The following is a 21,160-nucleotide window of genomic DNA, read 5'->3' as shown; positions in this document are numbered from 1 at the left end:
TAAAGTTTTGATAAAACAGATATATTTCAGAAAAAACTAATCAGTTTTTTACTCGTATCTGATTGCCTCGATAGGGTCGAGTCTTGCTGCCTTCTTTGCCGGATACCAGCCGAAGAACACGCCGGTGAAGGTGCAGACGGCGAAGCTCATGATGATGCTCCAAGGCTCTATCTGAGTGGCTATGTGCAGGAAGGCATTCAGACTCAGCGACAGACTCACTCCCAGGATTACTCCGATGATTCCACCGGTCACAGAGAGCAGAATCGCCTCGATGAGAAACTGGTTCAGAATGTCAATTCCTCTAGCTCCCACACTCATTCGAAGACCGATTTCACGGGTTCGCTCGGTAACGGAAACGTACATGATGTTCATAATTCCAATACCGCCCACCAGCAGGGAGATTCCTGCCACACTACCCAGAAGAATGGTGATGGTAGACATGGTGGAATTCATCATGCTGGAGATTTCCTCCTGCGAACGGATGTTGAAATCATCCTCATCGGCCTCGGTGGTGGCAGTAGCGTCCTTCAGCTTATGGTTGCGACGGAGGATTTCTGAAATCTGATCCTGAGCCGGTTGCGAAGCTTCCTCGGTAATGGCAGAACATACGATTCCGCCCAGATAGGTCTGTGCCAGGATTCGCTTCATCACGGTGGTGTATGGGGCGAGTACGAGGTCATCCTGGTCCATTCCCATGGAGTTGTAACCCTTTTTCTGGAGCACACCTACCACACGGAACGGGATGCTGTTGAAACGTACCACCTTGCCGATCGGGTCGCTGCCGTCAGGGAAAAGATAATCCACTACGGTCTGCCCCAGGATGCAGACCTTGGCAGCTGCCTTGATGTCGGTATCGGTAAACATTTCTCCATCTGCCACCTTCAGCTGGCGGATGCTCAGGTAGTCCTGGTTCACGCCATAGATGGAACTCTGCGTATTGTTGTTGCCGTAGATCCACTGTCCCGAACTGTTTACGGTAGGCGAAATGGCACTGATGTAATTACAATCCTCCTTGATGCTCTGGTAGTCTGCCTGCTTCAGGGTCTCCATCGAGGAAGCATCCTGTCGCACACCGCCTCTCATGTCGGCACCCGGCGAAATCATAATCATATTACTACCCATCTCGGCGATGTTCGCCTTGATGCTCGCCTTACTACCCTGTCCGATGGCAAGCATCGTAATCACGGCTGCAATACCGATGATAATGCCCAGGGCTGTGAGGAAGGAGCGCATCTTGTTGGCTGCTATCGCTCGAAGGGCTATCTTTAAAAGATTCTGATAATTCATTTACTTTGAACTTTGAATTTTGAACATTGAACTTTATGATTAGTAAAGCTGTTGAATTCTTCACTCTTCACTCTTCGTTCTTCACTCTTCTCCTATTCGTCCGTATTGGCTGGCAGGGCGGCAAGGCCTTCTGCTGCCGAAAGGATGTGGTCATTATAGGTATCGCTGATGATGTGTCCGTCGCGCAATTCGATGTTGCGGCTGGAATACTTGGCGATATCCGGGTTGTGGGTTACGAAGATGATGGTTCTGCCCTCAGCGTAGAGCTTCTGGAAAAGGACAAGAATCTCGAAACTGGTTCTCGTGTCCAGGTTACCCGTTGCCTCGTCGGCAAGAATCACGGCAGGATTGTTCACCAGTGCACGGGCGATGGCTACACGCTGCATCTGTCCACCCGACATCTGATTGCTCTTATGGTAGAGTCTTTCGCCCAGTCCTACAGCCTTCAGAGCTTCGATGGCACGCTGCTTCCGTTCTTCTGCATTGATGGCAGGATTGTACATCAGCGGCAGCTCTACATTCTCTACGCTCGTGGTCTTTGGCAGGAGATTGTAGTTCTGGAAGATGAAGCCGATCTTGCGGTTGCGCAGGATGGCTCTGTCGTTGCGGCTCATCTTGCGCACGCTCACGCCATCCAGGTAATATTCACCCTTGGAAGGGGTGTCGAGACAGCCCAGCTGGTTGAGCAGGGTGGATTTGCCGGAACCCGACTTACCCATAATGGTAACGAACTCGCCCTCGTAGATCTTGAAGCTTACGCCTTTCAGGGCGTGGACGGTTTCATCACCCACAAGAAAGTCGCGACGCACGTTGTCGAGCTCTATCACCACTTTCTTGTTCTCGTTGTTATTTGATGTTTCAGACATAATTATTCTTTTTAACTTCTCCCCTTACTTCTTCTTTCCTCTAGGACCCGGACCGCTAATCAGTCCCTGGCTCTGCTGTGGAGCGTCTTCCTCTTCCGGAACATTCACCACGATTTCCGTAACAATCTTATCGCCTTGCTTCAATCCCTTGGTGATTTCTGTGTTGATTCCATCAGTCTGACCGATGGTTACAGGATGAGCGGTGAGAGTTTTGCCGTTCAAGGTCCAGACCTTATTCTTGCCTTTGCAGTCAACAATCTTCATATCCTTGCCCACGGTTTCCTTGGTAGGGGTAAAGCGGAGAGCCTTGTTGGCTACGGCGAGCACGCCGCTGCGCTCCTGGGTGTAGATGGTAACGTTGGCTGTAAGACCCGGTTTCAATTTCAAATCAGCATTTGGAGCAGAGATTACAACCTCGTAAGTTACTACATTATTGGTAGTTGTAGCTTCCAGGCGCACCTGCTTTACGGTTCCTTCAAAGGTGTCATCAGGATAAGCATCTACGGTGAAAGTTACACGGTTGCCTTCCTTTACGCCGCCGATATCAGCCTCGTCCACATTGGCTACTACCTGCATGTTGGTCAGATCCTTGGCAATGGTGAAGAGCTCTGGGGTGTTGAAACTTGCAGCCACGGTCTGACCTTCCTCTACGCTCTTCGAAATCACGGTTCCGTCGATAGGAGAGGTGATGGTAGCGTAGCCGAGGTTGGTCTGTGCTCTCTGCACGTTTTCCTTAGAAGACGCAACCTGCTCCTTAGCCTGGCGATAGGTTAAGAGCGCATTCTCGTATTCATCGGCGCTGACAAGTCCCTTCTTGTAAAGGGTTTTGTAGCGCTCCATATTGGTAGCCTGATAGTTCAGACTGCTCTGTGCGCTGGCGAGGTTTGCCTTCGCAGTATTCAGTTCGCTCAAGAGATTGGTCTTGTCGAGTTCTGCGATGACCTGTCCCTTCTTTACCTGGGAGTTGTAGTCAACATAAAGTTTGTTGACAATACCACTCACCTGAGTACCTACGGTTACTGAGGTTACAGCCTCGATAGTACCTGTAGCAGTCACGCTGTTCTGCAAGGTTTTCAGTGCCACTTTTTCCTCCTTGAAGTTAATATCTTCTTCCTTTTTTCCGCCCGACATCGCCCATGCCGCCACGGCAACGATTACTATCACCACGACAGCAATCCAGATTTTGCTAATTCTCAACTTTTTCATTTATATTCAGATTAATTTAATTCGAAATAATAAAACTTTTGTTTGGGAGGGGGAAAGTAAGGAGTTAAGGAAAGTTATCACTCCCTACGGTCGTTCGGGAAGTTAAGGGACAATAGTCTTTTTTCGTAAACGTAGGGCATTTGTCCCTTAACTTCCCTCTAACTTCTCTTAACTTCCCTATGCCCCTCTTTAAATATGCCCCTCCTTATAGAACTTCAACATATTGATGTTGAGGATGGCGAGGTATTTGGCCTGGAGCTCGTTCTGCTTCGCTTTGAGCAGGTTATCCTTTCCTGTTCTTAGCTCAACGATATTCTTCAATCCCAGCTTAAACTGCTCGCTCAGCAGATTGTAACTGGTCTGAGCACTCTCGCTGCTAACCTTAGCCGCCTTGAACTGACTCTGGTTGGTTGTTGCCTGCAACCAGTAATTCTCAATGGTAGAATAGAGCTGAGTCTGCTGGTTCTTCAGGTCGAGCTGGATGCTCTGACGCTGAATCAACGCCTTGTTCACCTGTGTCTTGGTAGAGCGGTTCTCAAAGAGAGGAATGCTGACACCAATGCCGCCTCCAACATTGAAGTTGGTCTTCAGCTGCTTGCCCAAGCTTGTACTGTTCATGGAAGTATTGCTGGTCGTAACACCACCGTTGGCACTGATGGTAGGCAGTTTGCCTGCCTTTGCAATCTTGATGCTCAAATCGTTCTGTGCCAACTGATTCTGGAAGGTTTTGAACTCAGGACGATTGTCGAGTGCGGCTTCATAAATAACATTCAGGGCAGGAACCGCAGCGAGTGCCATCTCATCGGTAGTGTTAGGAATCTCGATGTCGAACGCCTCATCGCTTGTAATCTGAAGCAGTTCTTTCAGCTGTCGCTTATAGTTCTTCACATTGCTTTCAGCCTGTACGATGTTGAATTCATCCTGGGCTCTCTGAGCGGTGAGCTGCGCCAAATCAGCCTTGCTCATCTTTCCAATCTTCACCATCTCCTTGCCTCGCTCTTCGTTCTGCAAGCTCGACTGATAGCTCTCCTTGTTCACCTGGATAGCCTCAGTAGAATAGAGAATCTGAACATAGAGCTGTGCAATCTGTTCCTGCAGCTTGATAGCCTGAGTGGCAGAATCAAGATCGGCAGCCTCGGCAGCAAGTTTGTTCAGCTTAATCTGATTGTGATTCTTGTTTCCGTTCCAGATGGTGTAGTTTCCCGATACGGAATAATTTCCATTGTAATAAACCTTGTCTATACTTGCTCTCGAGAAACCGTCTCCGCTGATTCCGCTAGCTACCCACGGCGTATAGTTCACGCTTTGGTTGGTGCTGGCACTGAGCGAAGGAAGCAGAGCAGCTTTCGACTGTAGATAATCTTCTTGGGCGCTGGCCTTGGTAAGTTGCGTCTTCTGAAGAGAAATGTTGTTGGCAAGCGCATAGTCGATACAGTCTTTCAGCGACCATTGTTTTGCCTGCGTTGCTAATGGTGCCGCCACAAGAAGCAGAGCAGCCATTGCGTTTTTTACTTTTCCGTTCATAATCTTCTTCTATTTTCTTTTTACCTGTTTTATTTATTTCAGAAAGATATTAATCTGATTGCATTTAGACGGAAAAGTTTATCTTAAAGTTTCAATTTTAACAATCCTTGTGATTTTTGTGAAAAAAATGGGAATGAGGAAAAAGGAATAAAAGGAAAATAAAAAGGAATAAAAAAGAGAAGTCCATGAACAGGAAACCTTCCTGCCCATGGACTTCTCATTGAGTATTATTTATCTATCTGATTATCTGCTGCTTCTCAATATATCTCCCACCTTCTGCTTTTCACTTTCAAAGCTGAATTGCTGATAGATGAGACTGGCATTCTGCAAGTCAACAATATGCGGAGCCATCATCCTGAGTGTTTTTATCTTGCCGTCATCAAATGTGAATATCTTCATCATGCGCACAACCTGAGCGCAAGAATAGTAGCAGCCGAGGCTTGCTACTTCTATCAGATCGTACTTGTTGTCATCAAAGCTTGCATTCTTCACTTTATTATACAGTCTGGAGAAAGTAGCATCGTCGAGACAATAGCCATAGTTCATTCCTAGATTGGGATTATAAACTCCGTCGAATGAAGGAGGAACAGGATGTTGAGGCTGCTGAGCATTCGACTGCTGGCTGTTCGGTTCTATGATCCTCGTGTTGTATTGCACCACCTTCCCGTTTCTGTCGAAGAAAACCGTGATGTATTTGGAATCTCCAAACAGATAATTATATTTGTCATATTCCCATTTGTCCCCATACATGTCGAAACTGGTGAGCTTAGGTTCTCCAAGAATGGCTATTACTTCCTGCTTGGTCATTCCCCGCTCCACTTTTCTTTTTCCTTTAGCCGAAGCCGAGAGGCATACGGCAAACATCAATATGGTTGTGGCGATAAGCGCCATCACTTCATTTCTTTTCATAAGCTAAACTGTTTTTTATAAGTTATTATATTGTTTTATGGTTGCAAAAGTACAGCTTTCTTTTGAAATAAAAAGAGGAGGATTCCCTAAAGTAGAAGGGAAAATCCCTATCTTTGTATAGACAAGAAAAATCCGTGGACAAGAAAAATCCGTGGACAAGAAAAATTTTTCCTGCCCACGGACTTTTTATATAATATTTGTAATGATAATCTTACGCCTTGAAGCTCTCCAAGTCTTCTGCCTTGAAGTTCTGGATGTATGCTGAATGACCGAGAACTTCCTCCTCTGCCATGCGAACATATACGTTGGCACTCTTGGCAAACATCTCTGGTGCCTTGCTAGCATCATCGAGGATGAGAAGAGACATTACGATGTCGCCAGTCATATTGTAGAGACGGCGAGCCAGGAAGTCGTGAACTGCCTGATCGTTTGCCTCCTTCACCTTGTTGATGGCTGCCTCGTAAAGATCTACGAGCTTAGCTACACGCTCCTTCAATGGCTTCAAGTCATCTGATACCTCATTCTCCAACATCTCCTTGATGATGCTGAGATAAGTACCGTTGGTGATGTAGCGGATGGCTGCAACAACCTGAAGCTGGGTGGTTCCCTCGTAGATAGAGAATATGCGGGCATCACGGAACAGGCGCTGGCACTTGTACTCCATGATGAAACCAGAACCACCGTGGATGCTGATGGCATCGTATGCATTCTGGTTAGCATACTCTGAGTTCATACCCTTAGCCAATGGAGTAAATGCATCAGCCAAGCGGGTATATTTCTTCATCTCCTGACGCTCCTCTGGAGTGAGCTTAGTGTCGCGGGCGATGTCTTCCAAAGCCTTGTAGATATCTACGTAGCGAGCGCAGCAGTAGAGGAGTGAACGGCCTGCATCCAACTTAGCCTTCATTCTTGAAAGCATGTCGTAAACGGCTGGGAAGTTGATGATCTTCTCACCAAACTGAGCACGCTCCTTGGCATAAGCCAAGCCCTCATTGTAAGCCTCCTGCTCAACACCTACACTCTGAGCTGCAATACCCAGGCGGGCACCGTTCATCAGAGCCATCACGTACTTAATCAAACCGAGACGGGTGTTACCGCAAAGCTCTGCCTTGGCATTCTTGTAAACCAACTCGCAGGTAGGAGAACCGTGGATACCCAACTTGTGCTCGATGTGACGAACAGTTACGCCACCATCACGCTTGTCGTAGATGAACATGGAAAGACCACGACCGTCCTTGGTGCCTTCTTCTGAACGAGCCAGAACCAGGTGGATGTCTGAGTCACCATTGGTGATGAAACGCTTTACACCATTCAGACGCCATGTACCGTCCTCATCCTGTGTGGCCTTCAGCATCACGCGCTGCAAGTCAGAACCTGCATCAGGCTCTGTCAAGTCCATACTCATGGTCTCGCCAGCGCAGATGCGAGGGATGTATTTCTGGCGCTGCTCCTCAGAACCGAACTCATAAAGAGTATCGATACAGCTCTGGAGTGACCAGATGTTCTGGAAACCGGCATCGGCAGCAGCGATAATCTCTGAAGCCATAGAGAAGATGGCGTTAGGCAGGTTCAAACCGCCGTAACGACGAGGCATTGACAAGCCCCAGAGGCCAGCCTTGCGGGTAGCATCGAGGTTCTCGAATGTCTTGCTGGCATAAATCATGCGGCCGTTCTCCAGGTGTGGACCTTCGAGGTCAACATCCTCAGAGTTTGGTTCGATGATGTTAGCAGCTACATCGCCGGTAATATCCAGCAATCGCTTGTAGTTCTCGATGGCATCCTCGTAGTTGACAGGAGCATCTTCAAACTGGTCTTTTTCTGCGTAATTTCTTTCCTTCAAGTCCACAACACGCTTCATGAGCGGATGATTCAAGTGGAACTCTATTTCAGGATGGTCTGTATAATAATTAGCCATTTTGCTTTTCTTATTTAAATAATGTGTAATGCAGATTACTTAGAATTCTGCTTGTAGTACTTGATGAGCTTAGGAACCACATCCTCTACATTACCGTTGATAACGTAGTCGGCAATCTTGTTGATTGGAGCATCAGGATCGTTGTTCACAGAGATGATGATACCTGAATCCTGCATACCGGCGATGTGCTGAATCTGACCAGAGATTCCGCAGGCGATATAAACCTTAGGATGAACGGTAACACCAGTCTGACCAATCTGACGGTCGTGATCTACCCAGCCTGCATCTACTGCAGCACGGGAAGCACCTACCTCACCATGGAGGAGATGAGCCAACTCGAAGAGCTGGTCGAAGCCTTCCTTGCTTCCTACGCCATAACCGCCGGCTACAACGATGGCAGAACCCTTCAGGTTGTGCTTGGCAGCCTCTACGTGGTGGTCGAGTACCTTTACTACAAAGTCCTCAGCAGGAACATACTTGCTTACCTCTGGATAAACGACTTCCTTCTTGCACTCACCCTCGTAGATGCTCTTCTGCATCACGCCGGAACGTACGGTAGCCATCTGTGGACGGTGGTCAGGGTTTACGATGGTAGCCACGATGTTACCACCGAAGGCAGGACGAATCTGATAGAGCAGACCATCATAGTGCTTACCGTTCTTCTTGTCGTCGTAATCACCGATTTCAAGCTCTGTACAGTCGGCGGTAAGACCGCTGGTCAATGAAGAAGAAACACGAGGACCGAGGTCGCGACCGATAACGGTAGCACCCATCAGCGCAATCTGAGGCTTCTCTTCCTTGAAGAGGTTGACGAGGATGTCGGTATGAGGAGCTGAAGTGTATGGGAACAATCCCTCAGCATTGAAAACAAATAATTTATCTACACCATAAGGGAGAATCTGATCCTCTACCTGACCCTTGATGCCGGTACCTGCTACGATGGCATGGAGCTCCACGCCCTGCTGGTTAGCGAGCTTACGACCCTTGGTGAGCAATTCCTGAGATACTTCGGCAACGGTTGTGCCTTCTACCTCGCAATATACAAATACGTTGTTCATTGTCTTTTCAAAATTATCCGATAATACTTTCGTTCAACAATTCCTTCATCAGTCCGTCGATGTCCTCATCGCTGCTGGTCAAGGTCTTGCTCTCCTTTGCCTGGAACACGATGTTCTTCACGGCCTTCACCTTGGTAGGTGAACCGCTCAAACCGCACTGTGCAGGGTCGCCGTCAACATCGGCAACGCTCCACTGGTTCAGAGTGAGGTAAGGGCGCTCCTCATAGAGGTTGGCCCAAGGCTCATCACCCTTGCGCTCCATAGGGCAGGTAGCGTATTTATATTTCATTACGAGCTTCACGTTGCATGGGCGACATGGAGCAGCACTTCCGTTTACGGTGATAACCAGTGGCAATGGAGCCTCTACGGTCTCAACACCACCATCGATGAGGCGGCGGATTGTAGCCTTGCCATCCTCTACCTTGAGGATTTCCTCTGCGTAGGTTACCTGGTTCAATCCCAGCTTCTGAGCCACCTGAGGACCTACCTGCGCAGTATCACCATCGATAGCCTGGCGACCGCCGATCACGATATCCACGTCACCGATCTTCTGGATTCCTGTAGCAAGGGCATAGGAAGTAGCCAGTGTATCAGCACCGGCAAAGAGACGGTCGGTGAGCAACCAGCCCGTATCAGCACCACGATAAAGACCCTGGCGGATGATTTCTCCGGCACGTGGAGGACCCATGGTCAAAATTCCAACTGTAGAACCTGGATTCTGCTCCTTCAAGCGGAGAGCCTGCTCCAGTGCGTTCAAATCTTCAGGATTGAAGATAGCAGGAAGGGCAGCACGGTTTACGGTGCCTTCAGCTGTCATCGCATCCTTACCCACATTTCTTGTGTCAGGTACTTGCTTGGCAAGTACTACGATTTTTAAACTCATATCAATTAATGGTTATTGTTAAATTTTTCCTAAGTTTGTTAGTGCTTGATTCTCAAGATGTCTGTTTTCGAGTTCATAGTCAGACGGTAATCTGTCCGATACAGGACTTTCAAATGTCCATATTGGGTCAAAACACAGCCGCAAAAGTAACACTTTTTTGCGTGTTACCCAAATATTTCGTTAGAAAAATGCACAAAATAGGATGGTTTGTGCGCAAAATAGAATATTTGTGCAGGTTTTTCTTGGACGAATGAAAGAAAAATTGTAGTTTTGTAGGCAAAAGATTCATGTCTTGAAAACTGAGGGACAGAAGTCTTGGAAACAAAAAGAATAAATCTAAGAAAAGTAGCTTAAATAATAATGAAGAAAGTTTTTGTAAGTGGTTGCTATGACTTGCTGCATAGCGGTCACGTTGAGTTTTTCCGCCAGGCGTCTCAGTATGGCGACTTATACGTAGGTATAGGTTCCGACCAGACGATTCTCGGCTACAAGCACCATAAGACGTTCTATCCCGAGCAGGAGCGCCTTTTCATGGTGAAGTCTATTAAATATGTAAAGGATGCCTTTATCAACCAGGGTGATGGCATTATGGACTTTATTCCGACGGTGGATTTTGTGAAGCCTGACATCTTCGTGGTGAATGCAGACGGCAGCAGCGAAACAAAGCGCAGGTTCTGCGAGGAGCGAGGCATTGAGTATATTGTGTTGCAGCGCACGCCTGCCGAGGGCCTGAAGGCACGTTCCAGCACCGACATCAAGGATTCCACCTGCCAGCTTCCTACCCGTCTTGATTTGGCAGGTACCTGGATAGACCAGCCTTACGTCAGCTGCCATGCTCCGGGCTGGGCGATAACCATGTCGCTGATTCCTACCTTCGAGGTGCGTGAGCGTTGTGGTCTTTCCACTTCTACCCGCAACATGATCAAGAAGATCTGGCCGGTGAAGTTGCCTGATATGAATCCGGAGATTCTTGCTAAGCTGGTGTTCTGTTTCGAGAACGATCCTGAGCGCAGCGATGGCATTGTGAGCGGGGCACAGGATTCCATAGGAATCTGTATGCCTGGACTGGTGCGTCACTATTACGACAACCGTTTCTGGCCGGATAAGTTCGAGACCTGTCTTGACGAGGACGTTCTCACCTGGGTGGAGAGTCATGTCTGCATGATTCCGATGGAGCCACGCCGTCCGGGCTGTTCCGTGGTAGAAGGCAAGGACATTACCGAGCCAAAGGTGAAGAATCTTGCCAAGGCAGCCGATGACTGCTGGAATGCCATTCTCCAAAAGGATTTCCCAGCCTTTGCCTCTGCTTTCAAGGCGTCGTTTGATGCTCAGGTAGCCATGTTCCCAGCCATGATTCAGGGTTGCGTTCAGGGCTTCATAGATGAGTATTCTGTCCTTCCTGAGGTTCATGCATGGAAGATGCCGGGAGCTGGTGGCGGTGGTTATCTCGTACTGGTTGTTGATGATGTGAAGGCATTTGCCGAAAAGCATCCGGAGACTATTGATTTGACGATTAGAAGAAAGTAGCGAGGGCGGTTGAACCATCTGCCCTGTGTATAGATTAGGCACGGATTACACGGATTTTCCTTTAAATTATAAATGCGCTTTTTGCATTATCGTCTAAAATCTCCGTGTAATCCGTGCCTAAAATCTGCTACACCCTCTTATTCGAAGCTTTTCAGTCTTGCGATATATTTGCCCAGAATGTCGAATTCGATATTCACTACCGTTCCCACTTCGATGTCGCAGAAGTTGGTATTCTCTCTGGTATAAGGAATGATAGCAACGGTAAATGTGTTGTCTGTAGGATCACAAACGGTGAGCGAAACGCCGTTAACGGTAACGCTGCCCTTGTCGACCGTGAAATAGCCTTTTCTTGCCATTTCCTTGTTGAGCTCATATTCGAAAGTAAAATAAGTAGAGCCATCAGCGTCTTTCATTGCGATACATTTGGCAGTCTCGTCCACATGTCCCTGTACGATATGACCATCCAGACGGCCGTTCATCACCATAGAACGCTCTACGTTCACCTTGTCGCCTACCTTGAGCAGACCCAGATTACTGCGGTCCAGGGTTTCCTTCATGGCGGTAACGGTATAGGTACCGTCCTTGATTTCCACCACGGTGAGGCAGACGCCGTTGTGCGCCACACTTTGGTCGATGCCGAGTTCATCAACGAAAGAGCACTTCAACGTAAAGTCGATGTTCTCCTTATCATGTCTGATAGCTACGACGGTAGCCATTTCTTCTACGATTCCACTAAACATATATTCTATTTTTATTTGGTTTCATTATTATTTAGAATGCAAAGATATTGCATTAGCTAGAAACAGCCAAATTATTTAAGTTCTTTTGATAAAATAAGCAAGATATATTTGTTTAATTGCCATATTTTTTATATTTTTGCACATCATAATATATGCACATGATAAATGTGATATACATGTCTTTTCAAAACTCCACCGAATATGAAGAATAATGAAGACTATATAATAAGGTATAGGAGCAGCAAAATTAGATAACACAGTTTAGGTAACAATAAAAACATTTGAAGACAATGGAAATCAAGGAAGGATATATGCCCTTCATGGGCTATCAAACATATTATCGTATCGTAGGTAAAACAGAGGAGGGCAAGAGCCCTATCATCCTCTTGCATGGTGGACCAGGCAGTACCCACAACTATTTCGAGCTATTGGATAGGGTAGCGGAATCAGGTAGAGCTGTCATCATGTACGACCAGTTGGGCTGTGGCAACTCATTTGTGGAGGGACATCCCGAACTCTGGACTCCTGAGACTTGGCTCAACGAACTCTGTGTGCTCATCGACTATCTCCACATCGACCATTTTCATCTCTTGGGACAGTCGTGGGGTGGCATGCTCGCCATCATCTATCTGATAGAGAAGCAAGCAAAGGGCGTGAAGTCAGCCATCCTCAGCAGCACTCTTTCGAGCAGCAAGCTTTGGGCAAGTGAGCAACATCGCATGATTAAGTTTATGTCGGAGGAAGACCAGCGTGCCATCGCTGAGGCTGAGGCGAAGGATGACTTTTCGAGCGAGGCGTATGCCAAGGCGAATGAACACTTCATGCTCCTGCATTGTGCCGGTGAGGTGACGGAGGATAGTCCAGAGTGTCTTCGCCGGAAGAAGCGTGCTGGTGCTGAGGCTTATCTCCATGGTTGGGGACCAAATGAATACACCCCGACTGGCACGCTTCGTGATTATGATTACACCGACCGCCTTGGCGAGATACAAGTACCATGCTTGGTGATGAGTGGCACCAACGACCTCTGTACTCCATTGGTAGCAAAGACACTTTATGATGGTATCCAAGATTCCAAGTGGCATCTCTTCGTAGGAGCCCGACACATGCCATTTGCCGAGCAAAACGATGAATATTGCAAGGTGTTGGAAGAATGGATGGAGGAGAAAGATTAGGCTTCTTCAAACTTTAGAAAAATGGAATTTCATCCAATCGATTGGACAAATTAAAATAAAACCGTCCAATCGATTGGATGAAATGTATAGAATCAATAATCAATATTAGTAACTTAAAGAGAGCTTTTCTCTTTTTCTGGTGCAAAGGTAGTAAGTTATTTCCAAACTTGCAAGAAGGCACGATTAGGTTACTCAGTTTCCCTGAGGTTACTATTACTGATAATGAATGGCTTGTGAAATGTAGATTTAACGATAATTAATGTGAACAAGCTATGTTAATAGAGAAACTATTGCTTCTTGAGAGTTAAGTTGGGCTCTATTCCATTGATGCCAAGTCCTAGAATGTTGGTTACTTCCCTGCATCCACAATCACAATTCTTAGCCGATGAACATCCATTGCAGACTGTAGGCTGATAAGAGCGGAATGCGAATTTGTTCCAATAATCAGTATCCTTAATCCAAGGTTCTTCGAAAACATTTCCTACGATGTGAGGAGAATGATTGCAGGTTCTTATTTGTCCTGCTGGATCAATAACGAAGAATCCTTTTGCCGCAGCGCATAGATACCCTACATGTATTCTTTTGTATGAATTGGCAGAAGCTATGATGCACTTTGGTATTTCTGTACCCACATTTCCATAGCGATTAGCTAGTGTTAGTACTTCTTCTGCAGTATCAAGCATTCCGTTGATTTGCTCTGTGGAAAGGCAAAGTTCATTCATATATTTCAAACCACGTCCACCAGGCAGAAAACGGTTGAGAAGAATTTCTGTAGCTCCATTGATGAGGGCAAGCGATATGGTCTCAAATAGCTCATAATAGTTCTTTTTTGTAACGGTAATGTTTGCTGTGCATTCTAAGCCGATTTCTTTGGCTTTCGAAAAGTATTCTAACACATAATCTGCATTAGCAACTCCTGTATGCTCTTCAAATGATTGGTAGCCAGGAAGGCTCATGCTAAGATGAACATTCATTTCCTTGAAGAATTTGAGTTGTTCTTCATTCATGAGTTTTCCATTGGAGATGAGTATGATTGGATAATTCATCTTCCTTTGGTTGCCAATCATTCGGATGTGTCCGATGATTTCATGAAGATCATCTCTTAGCAATGCTTCTCCGCCAGACAAAGAGAAAGTCTTTACCCCATAGTCATATAGTTTTTCTATTACCCATTTCCATTGAGTAGTGGTTAGTTCCTTTCCTAATGGATATGAAGAGTTAGGCGCATACCAAGGGCATGAGCAAAACAAGCAATGGTGATTGCATTTATATGTCAATTCCAAAGCAACAGACTTCGGAAGAATGGGTATGCTATTCTTCATTGCTATCATTTTCTTTTATTCCTATTCCTGTCATTCTCTTGATAGTATCTTGCTCATCCATGATGCTATGGTAGCGGTCATAACTATCTTCAAAATAAGACTCTCCTTTTAAGAATGCCAATACGGCTTGATAGTCATAAAGTGATTCCATATCAGTTATAGCTTGATGATAGTCCTTGTCGCTTTTTGTCTTGAAGCAGAAAAGATGGTACGCATTTTCCTCACAGATATCATCTTCGGAAGTAAATGGTAAATCGAAAAACTCTGCTTCTTCCTTCGCTTCTAGGGCGCATGAACCACATATTACTTCAAGAGACGCATCATATCCCAAATCTTTTATCTCTTTGATGATGGAGTTGAACATTTCTTCATCACTGTGGAAAGCTTGATAGGTCAATGGACGATGGCAATGTTGGCATATTGTGGAAAAACTATCTATCATCGAAGGTTCATAGCACATGGCTCCCATGTGATTTGCCAGATACGTTGGCAGCTTTTGAGCAGCTAGTTCCTTTAGCTGCTCAATAAGCTCTTCTCTGTTAAGTGAATGTTTCATATTCCTGCTACTTTTTTCTCTTGATAGGAGAGAGGTTAAACAATAATTTATCTATGTCTTCTGCTGACATGTCTTTGAAGAACTCTAGAAGTTCCTCTTGTCTGGGCTGTCCCATGGTTAGACGGTAGAGGCGTAATACAGACTTCATGTGTCTGTATCTATCATAGTCCATGCTCAGAGGATAGAGTGGTACAATAGATTCGATATACTCTCTGTCAGTTTCAGCTATGCTTTTTAGCATATCTTGTGGAATCGACCAATAGGGAACTAGCTCGCAGAAGCCCTTATCTTTTGCTTCGGTTCTTGCCAAATCAAACATCTCATTCCAGGTATATGTCTCAGGGTGGAACTTGGCTACGTTTCGTCTTACAAACAAACTCTTGTATCGATCTATTCTTCCTTCTCTCTGCTCCATGTCTTGTGGATTGGATGAGATGTTCCAGTGCATGATTTTACGGCAATACCAATGGAAGTCAAGACCTTCTTGTCCTACGCTTGTTGAGGCTAAGACGAATGGACGAAAAGGAGAGTTGAATGCCAAACGAACATCATTTGCCCTGTTGGTGGCTTGATCTGTCATTCTAATGTTGCCATAAGGCATAGCGTAATGAGTGCGGATTCTCCATTTCTTTTTCTTCTCTTTGCCAAATGACTCGGTAGTATCAATCTCTTGATAGTTTCGATCGATGAACGATTCTATCATTCTTTTCTGAATCATTTCTACATTTCGCTCACCATTACTTCTTTCATCTATCATATAGGCGAACTCATCCAATACGGCTTGCAGATTGCCCATCACGCAATAATCGATGACTTGCTTGAAGTAGGTTTGAACGCTCTTCTTGTTGTAGAGTATGTCTATGACGGCTGCATTGTATCTACGGTTGAAGATATTATTGCAGAATTTTGTTGCTGCTTCTTGGGCTAAGTCTTTGTTGCCCAATAGACGATAAAAGCAAATACCAGGTGAACCTATAGCCATATTGACCAAAGTGTCTAAGCCGTCTTCGGATATTAGGATTTTCTCTCCTGCATTCGAATCTAAAAGTCTTATGGCTTCCAAAAGAAACTTTGCTGTTGTTGGCTGCTCAACTAAGGTGAGTCGGCCTGTGTTCTTTATATTCTCCTTTATGTTGGCTCTTACTTCTTTGATGTCTTGTCCAAGGTTGGTTTTTGGATTATAGGCATCTGTCAAGAAATCAGAGCTGCAAGTTACCAGTTCCAAGCTTTCTCTACGTAATCTTCCTGTTCCGGCTTTTTCTCCCTGTTGTTTATCAAGTGCATCCTTTTCGGAATTTTCTTTCGTGTTTGTATATGTGGCAGATGGAAATGCACGGCTGATACTCTTTTGCTCGACGGCATAGGAAATCATACAAGCTATCATACGTGGTACCATTTCCCATGCAGAAAAGACCAACACCTTGGAAAAGTCATGGTTCTTGGCAAACATGTTGTTGGCTGGTATCTTGTAATAAGGGTGAGACGCTGGAATCCAAAATAGTTGCTCTCCATGCTTTTCACCTTTTTCATCAAATAGAATGTTGCTTAGTTTGGATAATTTTGCATTGCATAATGGAATGTCGTTATATTTATATATATCATTTGTCTTCAACAGAAGTCTTTGTTTCTGCATATTGCTATTCCATGGATTCTCAACGTATGCTTTTACAAGTTTCTCCTTTAGCTTATATTTATCCATGAAGGACAACAAATAAGGTGAAGATTTGGCGTATTCCATAGGCAAAGTTTTTACGCTGAATCTTCCTTCGCTCATTTTGTTGCATTCATCAATAACCTCTTGCATTTGGCAATAAGACACAATATCCCCTGTACTGATTTTCAAGTGGGTGTCATCTTGGGCAGAATTGCGGTAACGCTCAGTTCTGCTCATGGCTTGATACATTGTTTCCTCTGCTATGTTCTTTCTAGCAATGAGTATGTCTAAGTTATCCGATGAGATGTGGCACAATTCTTTTGAATAGTCATGCCAAACCTGTTGGAATGTAATGTCCTCTCTGCTGTCAAAGAGAAAATCTGTCAACTTGTTGAAGTCTTGATATTGAGTGTCTATCTTGTTTTCATTCAATTCCTCCAAAGTCGTGAATGGTTTGTAAGGTGTGGCAGACACTAACAATATGAAAGGACCATCCTCTTTTCCAAAAAATGTACGTGTTAGCATAGCCTCTTCGCTATTCCCTTCCAAGTCAAGAAGTGAACTGAAGCGTTGGAACTCATCCATGATAACCAAATCGGGATTAAGTTCTTTCATGCTAATTTTGCAGAAGATGATTCTGAACTGAGTGATGGCTCTGTTCTTGGTGTTATAGTCAGCTTTTTCCTCTATGGCTTTGAGAAGTAAATTCTTAGCCTCTTGATAGTTGTCATCCTTTACCACTTCTTTGCAGATGTTTTCTCTGTATCCAGTGCATACCTTTTCTATTTCAGTGACTTCGTTTTCGTATTTTTTGATGGTATTTTCCCAATTGTCGTTATTTGCTTCATAAATGTTTAGACGATTCTTCAATGCCTTCGTATGTTCTTTGAAGTCTTTCACATGGCTAAGTATAGCGAACATCAGCGCACGTTCGTTCATGTTGCCCGCTGATGTTTGGAGATTGAAAGATGTACCAGGTGTGAGAGGAATCAATATGCTAGGTTTGTCCTTCTTAGCCTCGATTAGCTCTTTCACCTTTTTAGCCACGATGAAGTGCTGCATGGACAATCTGCTTTCTTCTATGTTCATGACATCCTCTATTCCCAAGTTTTCTGTGTTTTGCTTTACGATATTGGCGTTGGAGCAGATATACACTACTCGATAGGTGTTGTCGTCCCATATACCATATTCATCGCTTAATTCTCCAACTGCTTGAATGACACCTTTGGACACGATAGTCTTACCCAGTCCCACTTCGTCTGAAAGCAGAACTCGGCGTTGCTTCTTGCTTTTGAATATATCAACGATGTGTTTTACCGTTGCCTTTTGAAAATCCTTTAATTCCTTTTCCATCATTATTTCTGTTTTATGGCTTCCTTAAAAGTTTTGTAGATCTCTAGAAATTCTTGGGTGTATTCTTCTTTGCCGATTTTTCTGATGACATCCTCTATCTCTATGAACTTTTTGGGATTGTTGCTAGCAGCTTTCAGCAGTTGCTCATAAATGTTGAGTGAGAGAGGTACGGAATCTTTATCATTGCCGTGCTGAGCAATCAGCTTCATGCTTTGTTCTGCATCAAACAGATATTCGTCTATGTCATCGGTCAGAATAAATGACAAGTAACGGAGAAACTTCTCCTTGCTATCCACAAACGTTTTATATATAGCAATGTCTCTATCTTCGTATGGTATGCCTTCGGTCGGAATCTTGATGACTTTGTCCATATTCTGTCCATTAGCATCTTGTACCGATATAATGTAGAAGTCTGACAGTTGAGCCAATGTCAGGTTTGAAAGTATTGCCTCGTTTTCTAGTTCTACTTTGTAACCTGCTGTTTGCATGGGTGCAATCTGTATTCTGTACCTGTTGTCGTGATGTCCTGCCTTGATAATGACATTATAGTTGCCATCTTTACAGGAATAGCACTTTGCCAAGAAGTTATTCGTGATATAATTTCGTACAAAGGCTTCTAGCTCTGATGTCTCATGCGTTTCTTCTGATTCTGGAGGGAAGTTGACGGTCTCGAAGATTTTACTTTCTTCTCTTGCATCCATTTGTAGAAATTCCTCTTTGAAAGAGTCAAATACTAAATGCTTGCCATACTTGTATTGCAGTCGGATGATGAATTCTGAATTTTTATGGAAGGCTGCATATGTGGCATTAGCAGATCCGACGAACAGAAAATTTCCGTATTCCCCTTTAGGGTTACATACTAGAAATGTCTTTGCATGAAGGTCAGTTGGCATAATATCGTTATGCGTCATTCCATCTTTCATTACGTAGATTTCATGATTTTCTTTATTGAACAGGTCGTATATGTCTTTAGATACATATCCTGATGTGGTAACGAGAATGTGCCTGTTTTTTGCATTCTTGTCTAACTCTCGTAGAGTTTTTATGTCAATAAATGGAGAGATGGTCATTTGGTCTGTTCCTTGCCATGCTTCTGGATAACTGATGTTCTTGTTCAGGTTTTGCCCAAAGAGTATCGGGATGAATTCATACCCATCCTTCTCGAATAAATCTGTATCTATCTCAAAATGTTTGACTTTTCTTATGGATTCAATGACCATTTTCATCTTTTTCTTCTTGTCTTTGATGATGTGCTGGTTGTTGTTAGTGCCATTTCCCATCAAGGGAATTAATGAAGTCAGAAAGTCAATGAGAGGCTTATGCTTCTTGTTGTTGATGGTTTGTTTCCCGATTTTACCTGTGAGGCTAACAACCATATCAAGGTTATTGTCTAGAGTAAGGTTTCTGCTCATGACGATGACTTTGATTTGCTGGTCGTTTTTTTCTTCTCTGTTGGTCTCTTTGATAATCCATACTTTCGGATGGAAGTTGGATAGAAATTGAGACTTTTGAGGGCTTTGTACTTCATAGATACAGTTATCCATGAGGGATAGATAGGGTTGGCAGTTTGATGGTATGTGCGTTCCACCTTTGTTGCAGAACAACACAAATTTGTTTGCACTTCTTCTAATTCCTTCTAATAGGCAAATGGGGGATTGAACGGCAGCTTCGTTGTTGCTGCTTAGCAAACCTAATGCCATAGGGATGATAAGCAATGCTTGTGGATTAACGCTATAGGTTGTACCAATAGCGAAGTCCACGTCATAGCCTGGTGAGACCAGCATCTCGCCATAAGTATAATTGCAGAGTTGTTCTTTAGCCATTTGACAGTCCTTTCTTTATTTCTGTGATGATGTTATATACGGTTCCCCAACGATAATCGAAGAAATAGGCTTCTATTCTGTCGATTCCCTTATATTTGTTAGGATTCGCCAACTTACTTCTTGATGAACCTTTTGTTTGTTTTTCCCGATTAACAATGATTTCTTGCAATCGGATGAAGTTTTCATCTGTAGGGTTGTTAATTAATGAGCATGCTTCTTTGCAAAATTTGATGGATCCATTGTCTTGTAGGGTATAGCCAACGAAATCTAATGCTTGGAAGAGGTGTTCTTCGCTAATGTCTGATTTCCATTCTTCTTTCAACTGTTCGTAACGTTCAAATTCCTTTTCTGCTTCTTCTGTTCTATCTGTTCTTGTGTAAAACACATAGTTATAGACTAACCGAAGAAGATACTGAAACTTAGAAAATCTTGCGGATAGCGTATAAATCATGAAATGCTCATCGGTTATGTATTTCTTCCATTGGTCTCCAAGGTCGAAATATGACTTCTGGGCAAGTCCAATAGGGTAGTTGTCACGAAGAATAGTAGCCAAAAATGAATCTTTGGCTATTGGTGAGGCTATTATCTTGTCTTTGATAAACTTAGCTTCGTCAGATGTCAAGTCTATATTGATGGGAGTGTAGCCATCAAATGTATATGACAATCCACCGCCATCAAATAGTTGGTAATTGCCTGATAACTGATTAGCATCTCCCATTTCTTTTTCTTCATCTTGGGAAATGTATTTCTTGGGTTGTTTGTGGATGGTCTTGCTTTTTTCATAAATAAGACTGTAGATGTTGCTGTTTGTCAATATCATACCATAAGAAACAAGTGCGCCATAATAGATGTAAACTGGGTCGTATTTTACGTATTTGCTATTCTCGGCTTCTGCCGCATCGATTACACTACTTCCTGTTATTCCCCAGTTGTTGGCTGGTTCTGTACCTCGCAATAGTTGACGAGTCAATTTAATCTCCAGATTCAATACCTTGGCTCTTACTTCGTTTGCACTTTTGTATGTTCCTTTCTCTGCTTCCAAAAAAAGAGAAGGGAGTATGGCATAGTATTTTGCTCTATTATGTAAAGTAGAGATTCCAGGAAACAACTTGTTGGAAAAGGCATCGCGAATGCGCCCCAGTCCAAGTTCGTCAATTGCTTGATGCTCTTGGATGGCTTGCATTACTTGGTGCATTTTAAGTTGTTCCTCTGTGCTGAAGTTTATGAATCCTAATTTCATTCTTATTTCTTTTTTGTTGTGATATGGTTACGGACATAGTTACTTTTTTCTTCATTAAGTAACTTTGTCAGTCTTGTTGTTCCTATTTAAGTGAGACTAAAAGTCCTTTTCCTTTCACCTATCTT

General features: G+C 44.2%; 16 protein-coding genes. 2 read left to right on the top strand and 14 right to left on the bottom strand.

The annotated features are described in order from the left end of the window. Positions 1 to 48 precede the first annotated feature (48 nt). The 8 genes from F7D73_RS13595 to F7D73_RS13560 all read right to left on the bottom strand — a co-directional run bounded on the left by F7D73_RS13595 (position 49) and on the right by F7D73_RS13560 (position 9,648). Positions 49 to 1,287 carry an ABC transporter permease gene (locus F7D73_RS13595; RefSeq protein ID WP_153125511.1) on the bottom strand — a complete coding sequence of 413 codons (1,239 nt, stop codon included), beginning with the start codon at positions 1,285 to 1,287 and terminating at the stop codon, positions 49 to 51. A 92-nt stretch (positions 1,288 to 1,379) separates the two neighbouring features. Next, positions 1,380 to 2,153 carry an ABC transporter ATP-binding protein gene (locus tag F7D73_RS13590; protein ID WP_153125509.1) on the bottom strand — a complete coding sequence of 258 codons (774 nt, stop codon included), beginning with the start codon at positions 2,151 to 2,153 and terminating at the stop codon, positions 1,380 to 1,382. A 24-nt stretch (positions 2,154 to 2,177) separates the two neighbouring features. Beyond that, positions 2,178 to 3,359 carry an efflux RND transporter periplasmic adaptor subunit gene (locus tag F7D73_RS13585; RefSeq protein WP_153125507.1) on the bottom strand — a complete coding sequence of 394 codons (1,182 nt, stop codon included), beginning with the start codon at positions 3,357 to 3,359 and terminating at the stop codon, positions 2,178 to 2,180. A 189-nt stretch (positions 3,360 to 3,548) separates the two neighbouring features. After that, positions 3,549 to 4,883: a TolC family protein gene (locus tag F7D73_RS13580; RefSeq protein ID WP_153125505.1), complete on the bottom strand. Its 1,335-nt coding sequence runs from the start codon at positions 4,881 to 4,883 to the stop codon at positions 3,549 to 3,551. A 243-nt stretch (positions 4,884 to 5,126) separates the two neighbouring features. Next, the gene (locus tag F7D73_RS13575; RefSeq protein WP_153125503.1) at positions 5,127 to 5,792 is read right to left on the bottom strand and encodes a DUF4476 domain-containing protein; all 666 of its coding nucleotides are present in this window, start codon (positions 5,790 to 5,792) and stop codon (positions 5,127 to 5,129) included. Between the two features lie 211 nt (positions 5,793 to 6,003). Next, positions 6,004 to 7,707 (bottom strand): acyl-CoA dehydrogenase family protein, encoded by a 1,704-nt coding sequence (locus F7D73_RS13570; protein ID WP_153125501.1) that lies wholly within the window; start codon positions 7,705 to 7,707, stop codon positions 6,004 to 6,006. Between the two features lie 35 nt (positions 7,708 to 7,742). After that, a complete protein-coding gene (locus tag F7D73_RS13565; RefSeq protein ID WP_153125499.1) occupies positions 7,743 to 8,765 on the bottom strand; it encodes an electron transfer flavoprotein subunit alpha/FixB family protein in 1,023 nt (340 codons plus the stop codon). A 13-nt stretch (positions 8,766 to 8,778) separates the two neighbouring features. Beyond that, entirely contained in the window at positions 8,779 to 9,648 is an 870-nt protein-coding gene (locus tag F7D73_RS13560; RefSeq protein ID WP_006847063.1) for an electron transfer flavoprotein subunit beta/FixA family protein, read from the bottom strand. 360 nt (positions 9,649 to 10,008) lie between these two features. Between F7D73_RS13560 and F7D73_RS13555 the strand changes: the two genes are divergently transcribed. Continuing rightward, on the top strand, positions 10,009 to 11,175 hold the full coding sequence (locus F7D73_RS13555; RefSeq protein WP_153125497.1) for an adenylyltransferase/cytidyltransferase family protein: 1,167 nt from the start codon (positions 10,009 to 10,011) through the stop codon (positions 11,173 to 11,175). Positions 11,176 to 11,312: 137 nt separating this feature from the next. On the opposite strand, the gene F7D73_RS13550 is transcribed toward F7D73_RS13555, so the two are convergent. Further along, on the bottom strand, positions 11,313 to 11,915 hold the full coding sequence (locus F7D73_RS13550) for a riboflavin synthase (protein ID WP_022120073.1): 603 nt from the start codon (positions 11,913 to 11,915) through the stop codon (positions 11,313 to 11,315). A gap of 290 nt (positions 11,916 to 12,205) precedes the next feature. Between F7D73_RS13550 and pepI the strand changes: the two genes are divergently transcribed. Then, the gene (gene pepI / locus F7D73_RS13545) at positions 12,206 to 13,087 is read left to right on the top strand and encodes a proline iminopeptidase (RefSeq protein ID WP_153125495.1); all 882 of its coding nucleotides are present in this window, start codon (positions 12,206 to 12,208) and stop codon (positions 13,085 to 13,087) included. Between the two features lie 287 nt (positions 13,088 to 13,374). Here pepI and F7D73_RS13540 read toward each other — a convergent pair whose 3' ends face one another. The 5 genes from F7D73_RS13540 to F7D73_RS13520 are packed head-to-tail and all read right to left on the bottom strand — an operon-like array spanning position 13,375 to position 21,035. After that, on the bottom strand, positions 13,375 to 14,409 hold the full coding sequence (locus F7D73_RS13540; RefSeq protein WP_194256925.1) for a radical SAM/SPASM domain-containing protein: 1,035 nt from the start codon (positions 14,407 to 14,409) through the stop codon (positions 13,375 to 13,377). Continuing rightward, complete coding sequence (locus tag F7D73_RS13535) at positions 14,399 to 14,965, bottom strand: hypothetical protein (RefSeq protein WP_153125491.1); 567 nt, start codon at positions 14,963 to 14,965, stop codon at positions 14,399 to 14,401. The genes F7D73_RS13540 and F7D73_RS13535 overlap by 11 nt, the downstream gene beginning before the upstream one ends. 7 nt (positions 14,966 to 14,972) lie before the next feature. Beyond that, the gene (locus F7D73_RS13530) at positions 14,973 to 17,975 is read right to left on the bottom strand and encodes a DEAD/DEAH box helicase family protein (RefSeq protein WP_153125489.1); all 3,003 of its coding nucleotides are present in this window, start codon (positions 17,973 to 17,975) and stop codon (positions 14,973 to 14,975) included. Further along, entirely contained in the window at positions 17,975 to 19,795 is a 1,821-nt protein-coding gene (locus F7D73_RS13525; RefSeq protein WP_153125487.1) for a phospholipase D-like domain-containing protein, read from the bottom strand. The genes F7D73_RS13530 and F7D73_RS13525 overlap by 1 nt, the downstream gene beginning before the upstream one ends. After that, a complete protein-coding gene (locus F7D73_RS13520; RefSeq protein ID WP_153125485.1) occupies positions 19,788 to 21,035 on the bottom strand; it encodes a DUF6361 family protein in 1,248 nt (415 codons plus the stop codon). The genes F7D73_RS13525 and F7D73_RS13520 overlap by 8 nt, the downstream gene beginning before the upstream one ends. Between the last annotated feature and the right edge of the window lie 125 nt (positions 21,036 to 21,160).

This window comes from Segatella copri (assembly GCF_009494395.1).
In the GTDB taxonomy this organism is placed as follows: Bacteria; Bacteroidota; Bacteroidia; order Bacteroidales; family Bacteroidaceae; genus Prevotella.
Note: the sequence above shows the minus strand (reverse complement) of the source record. Positions and strands in the feature narration are given on the sequence as shown.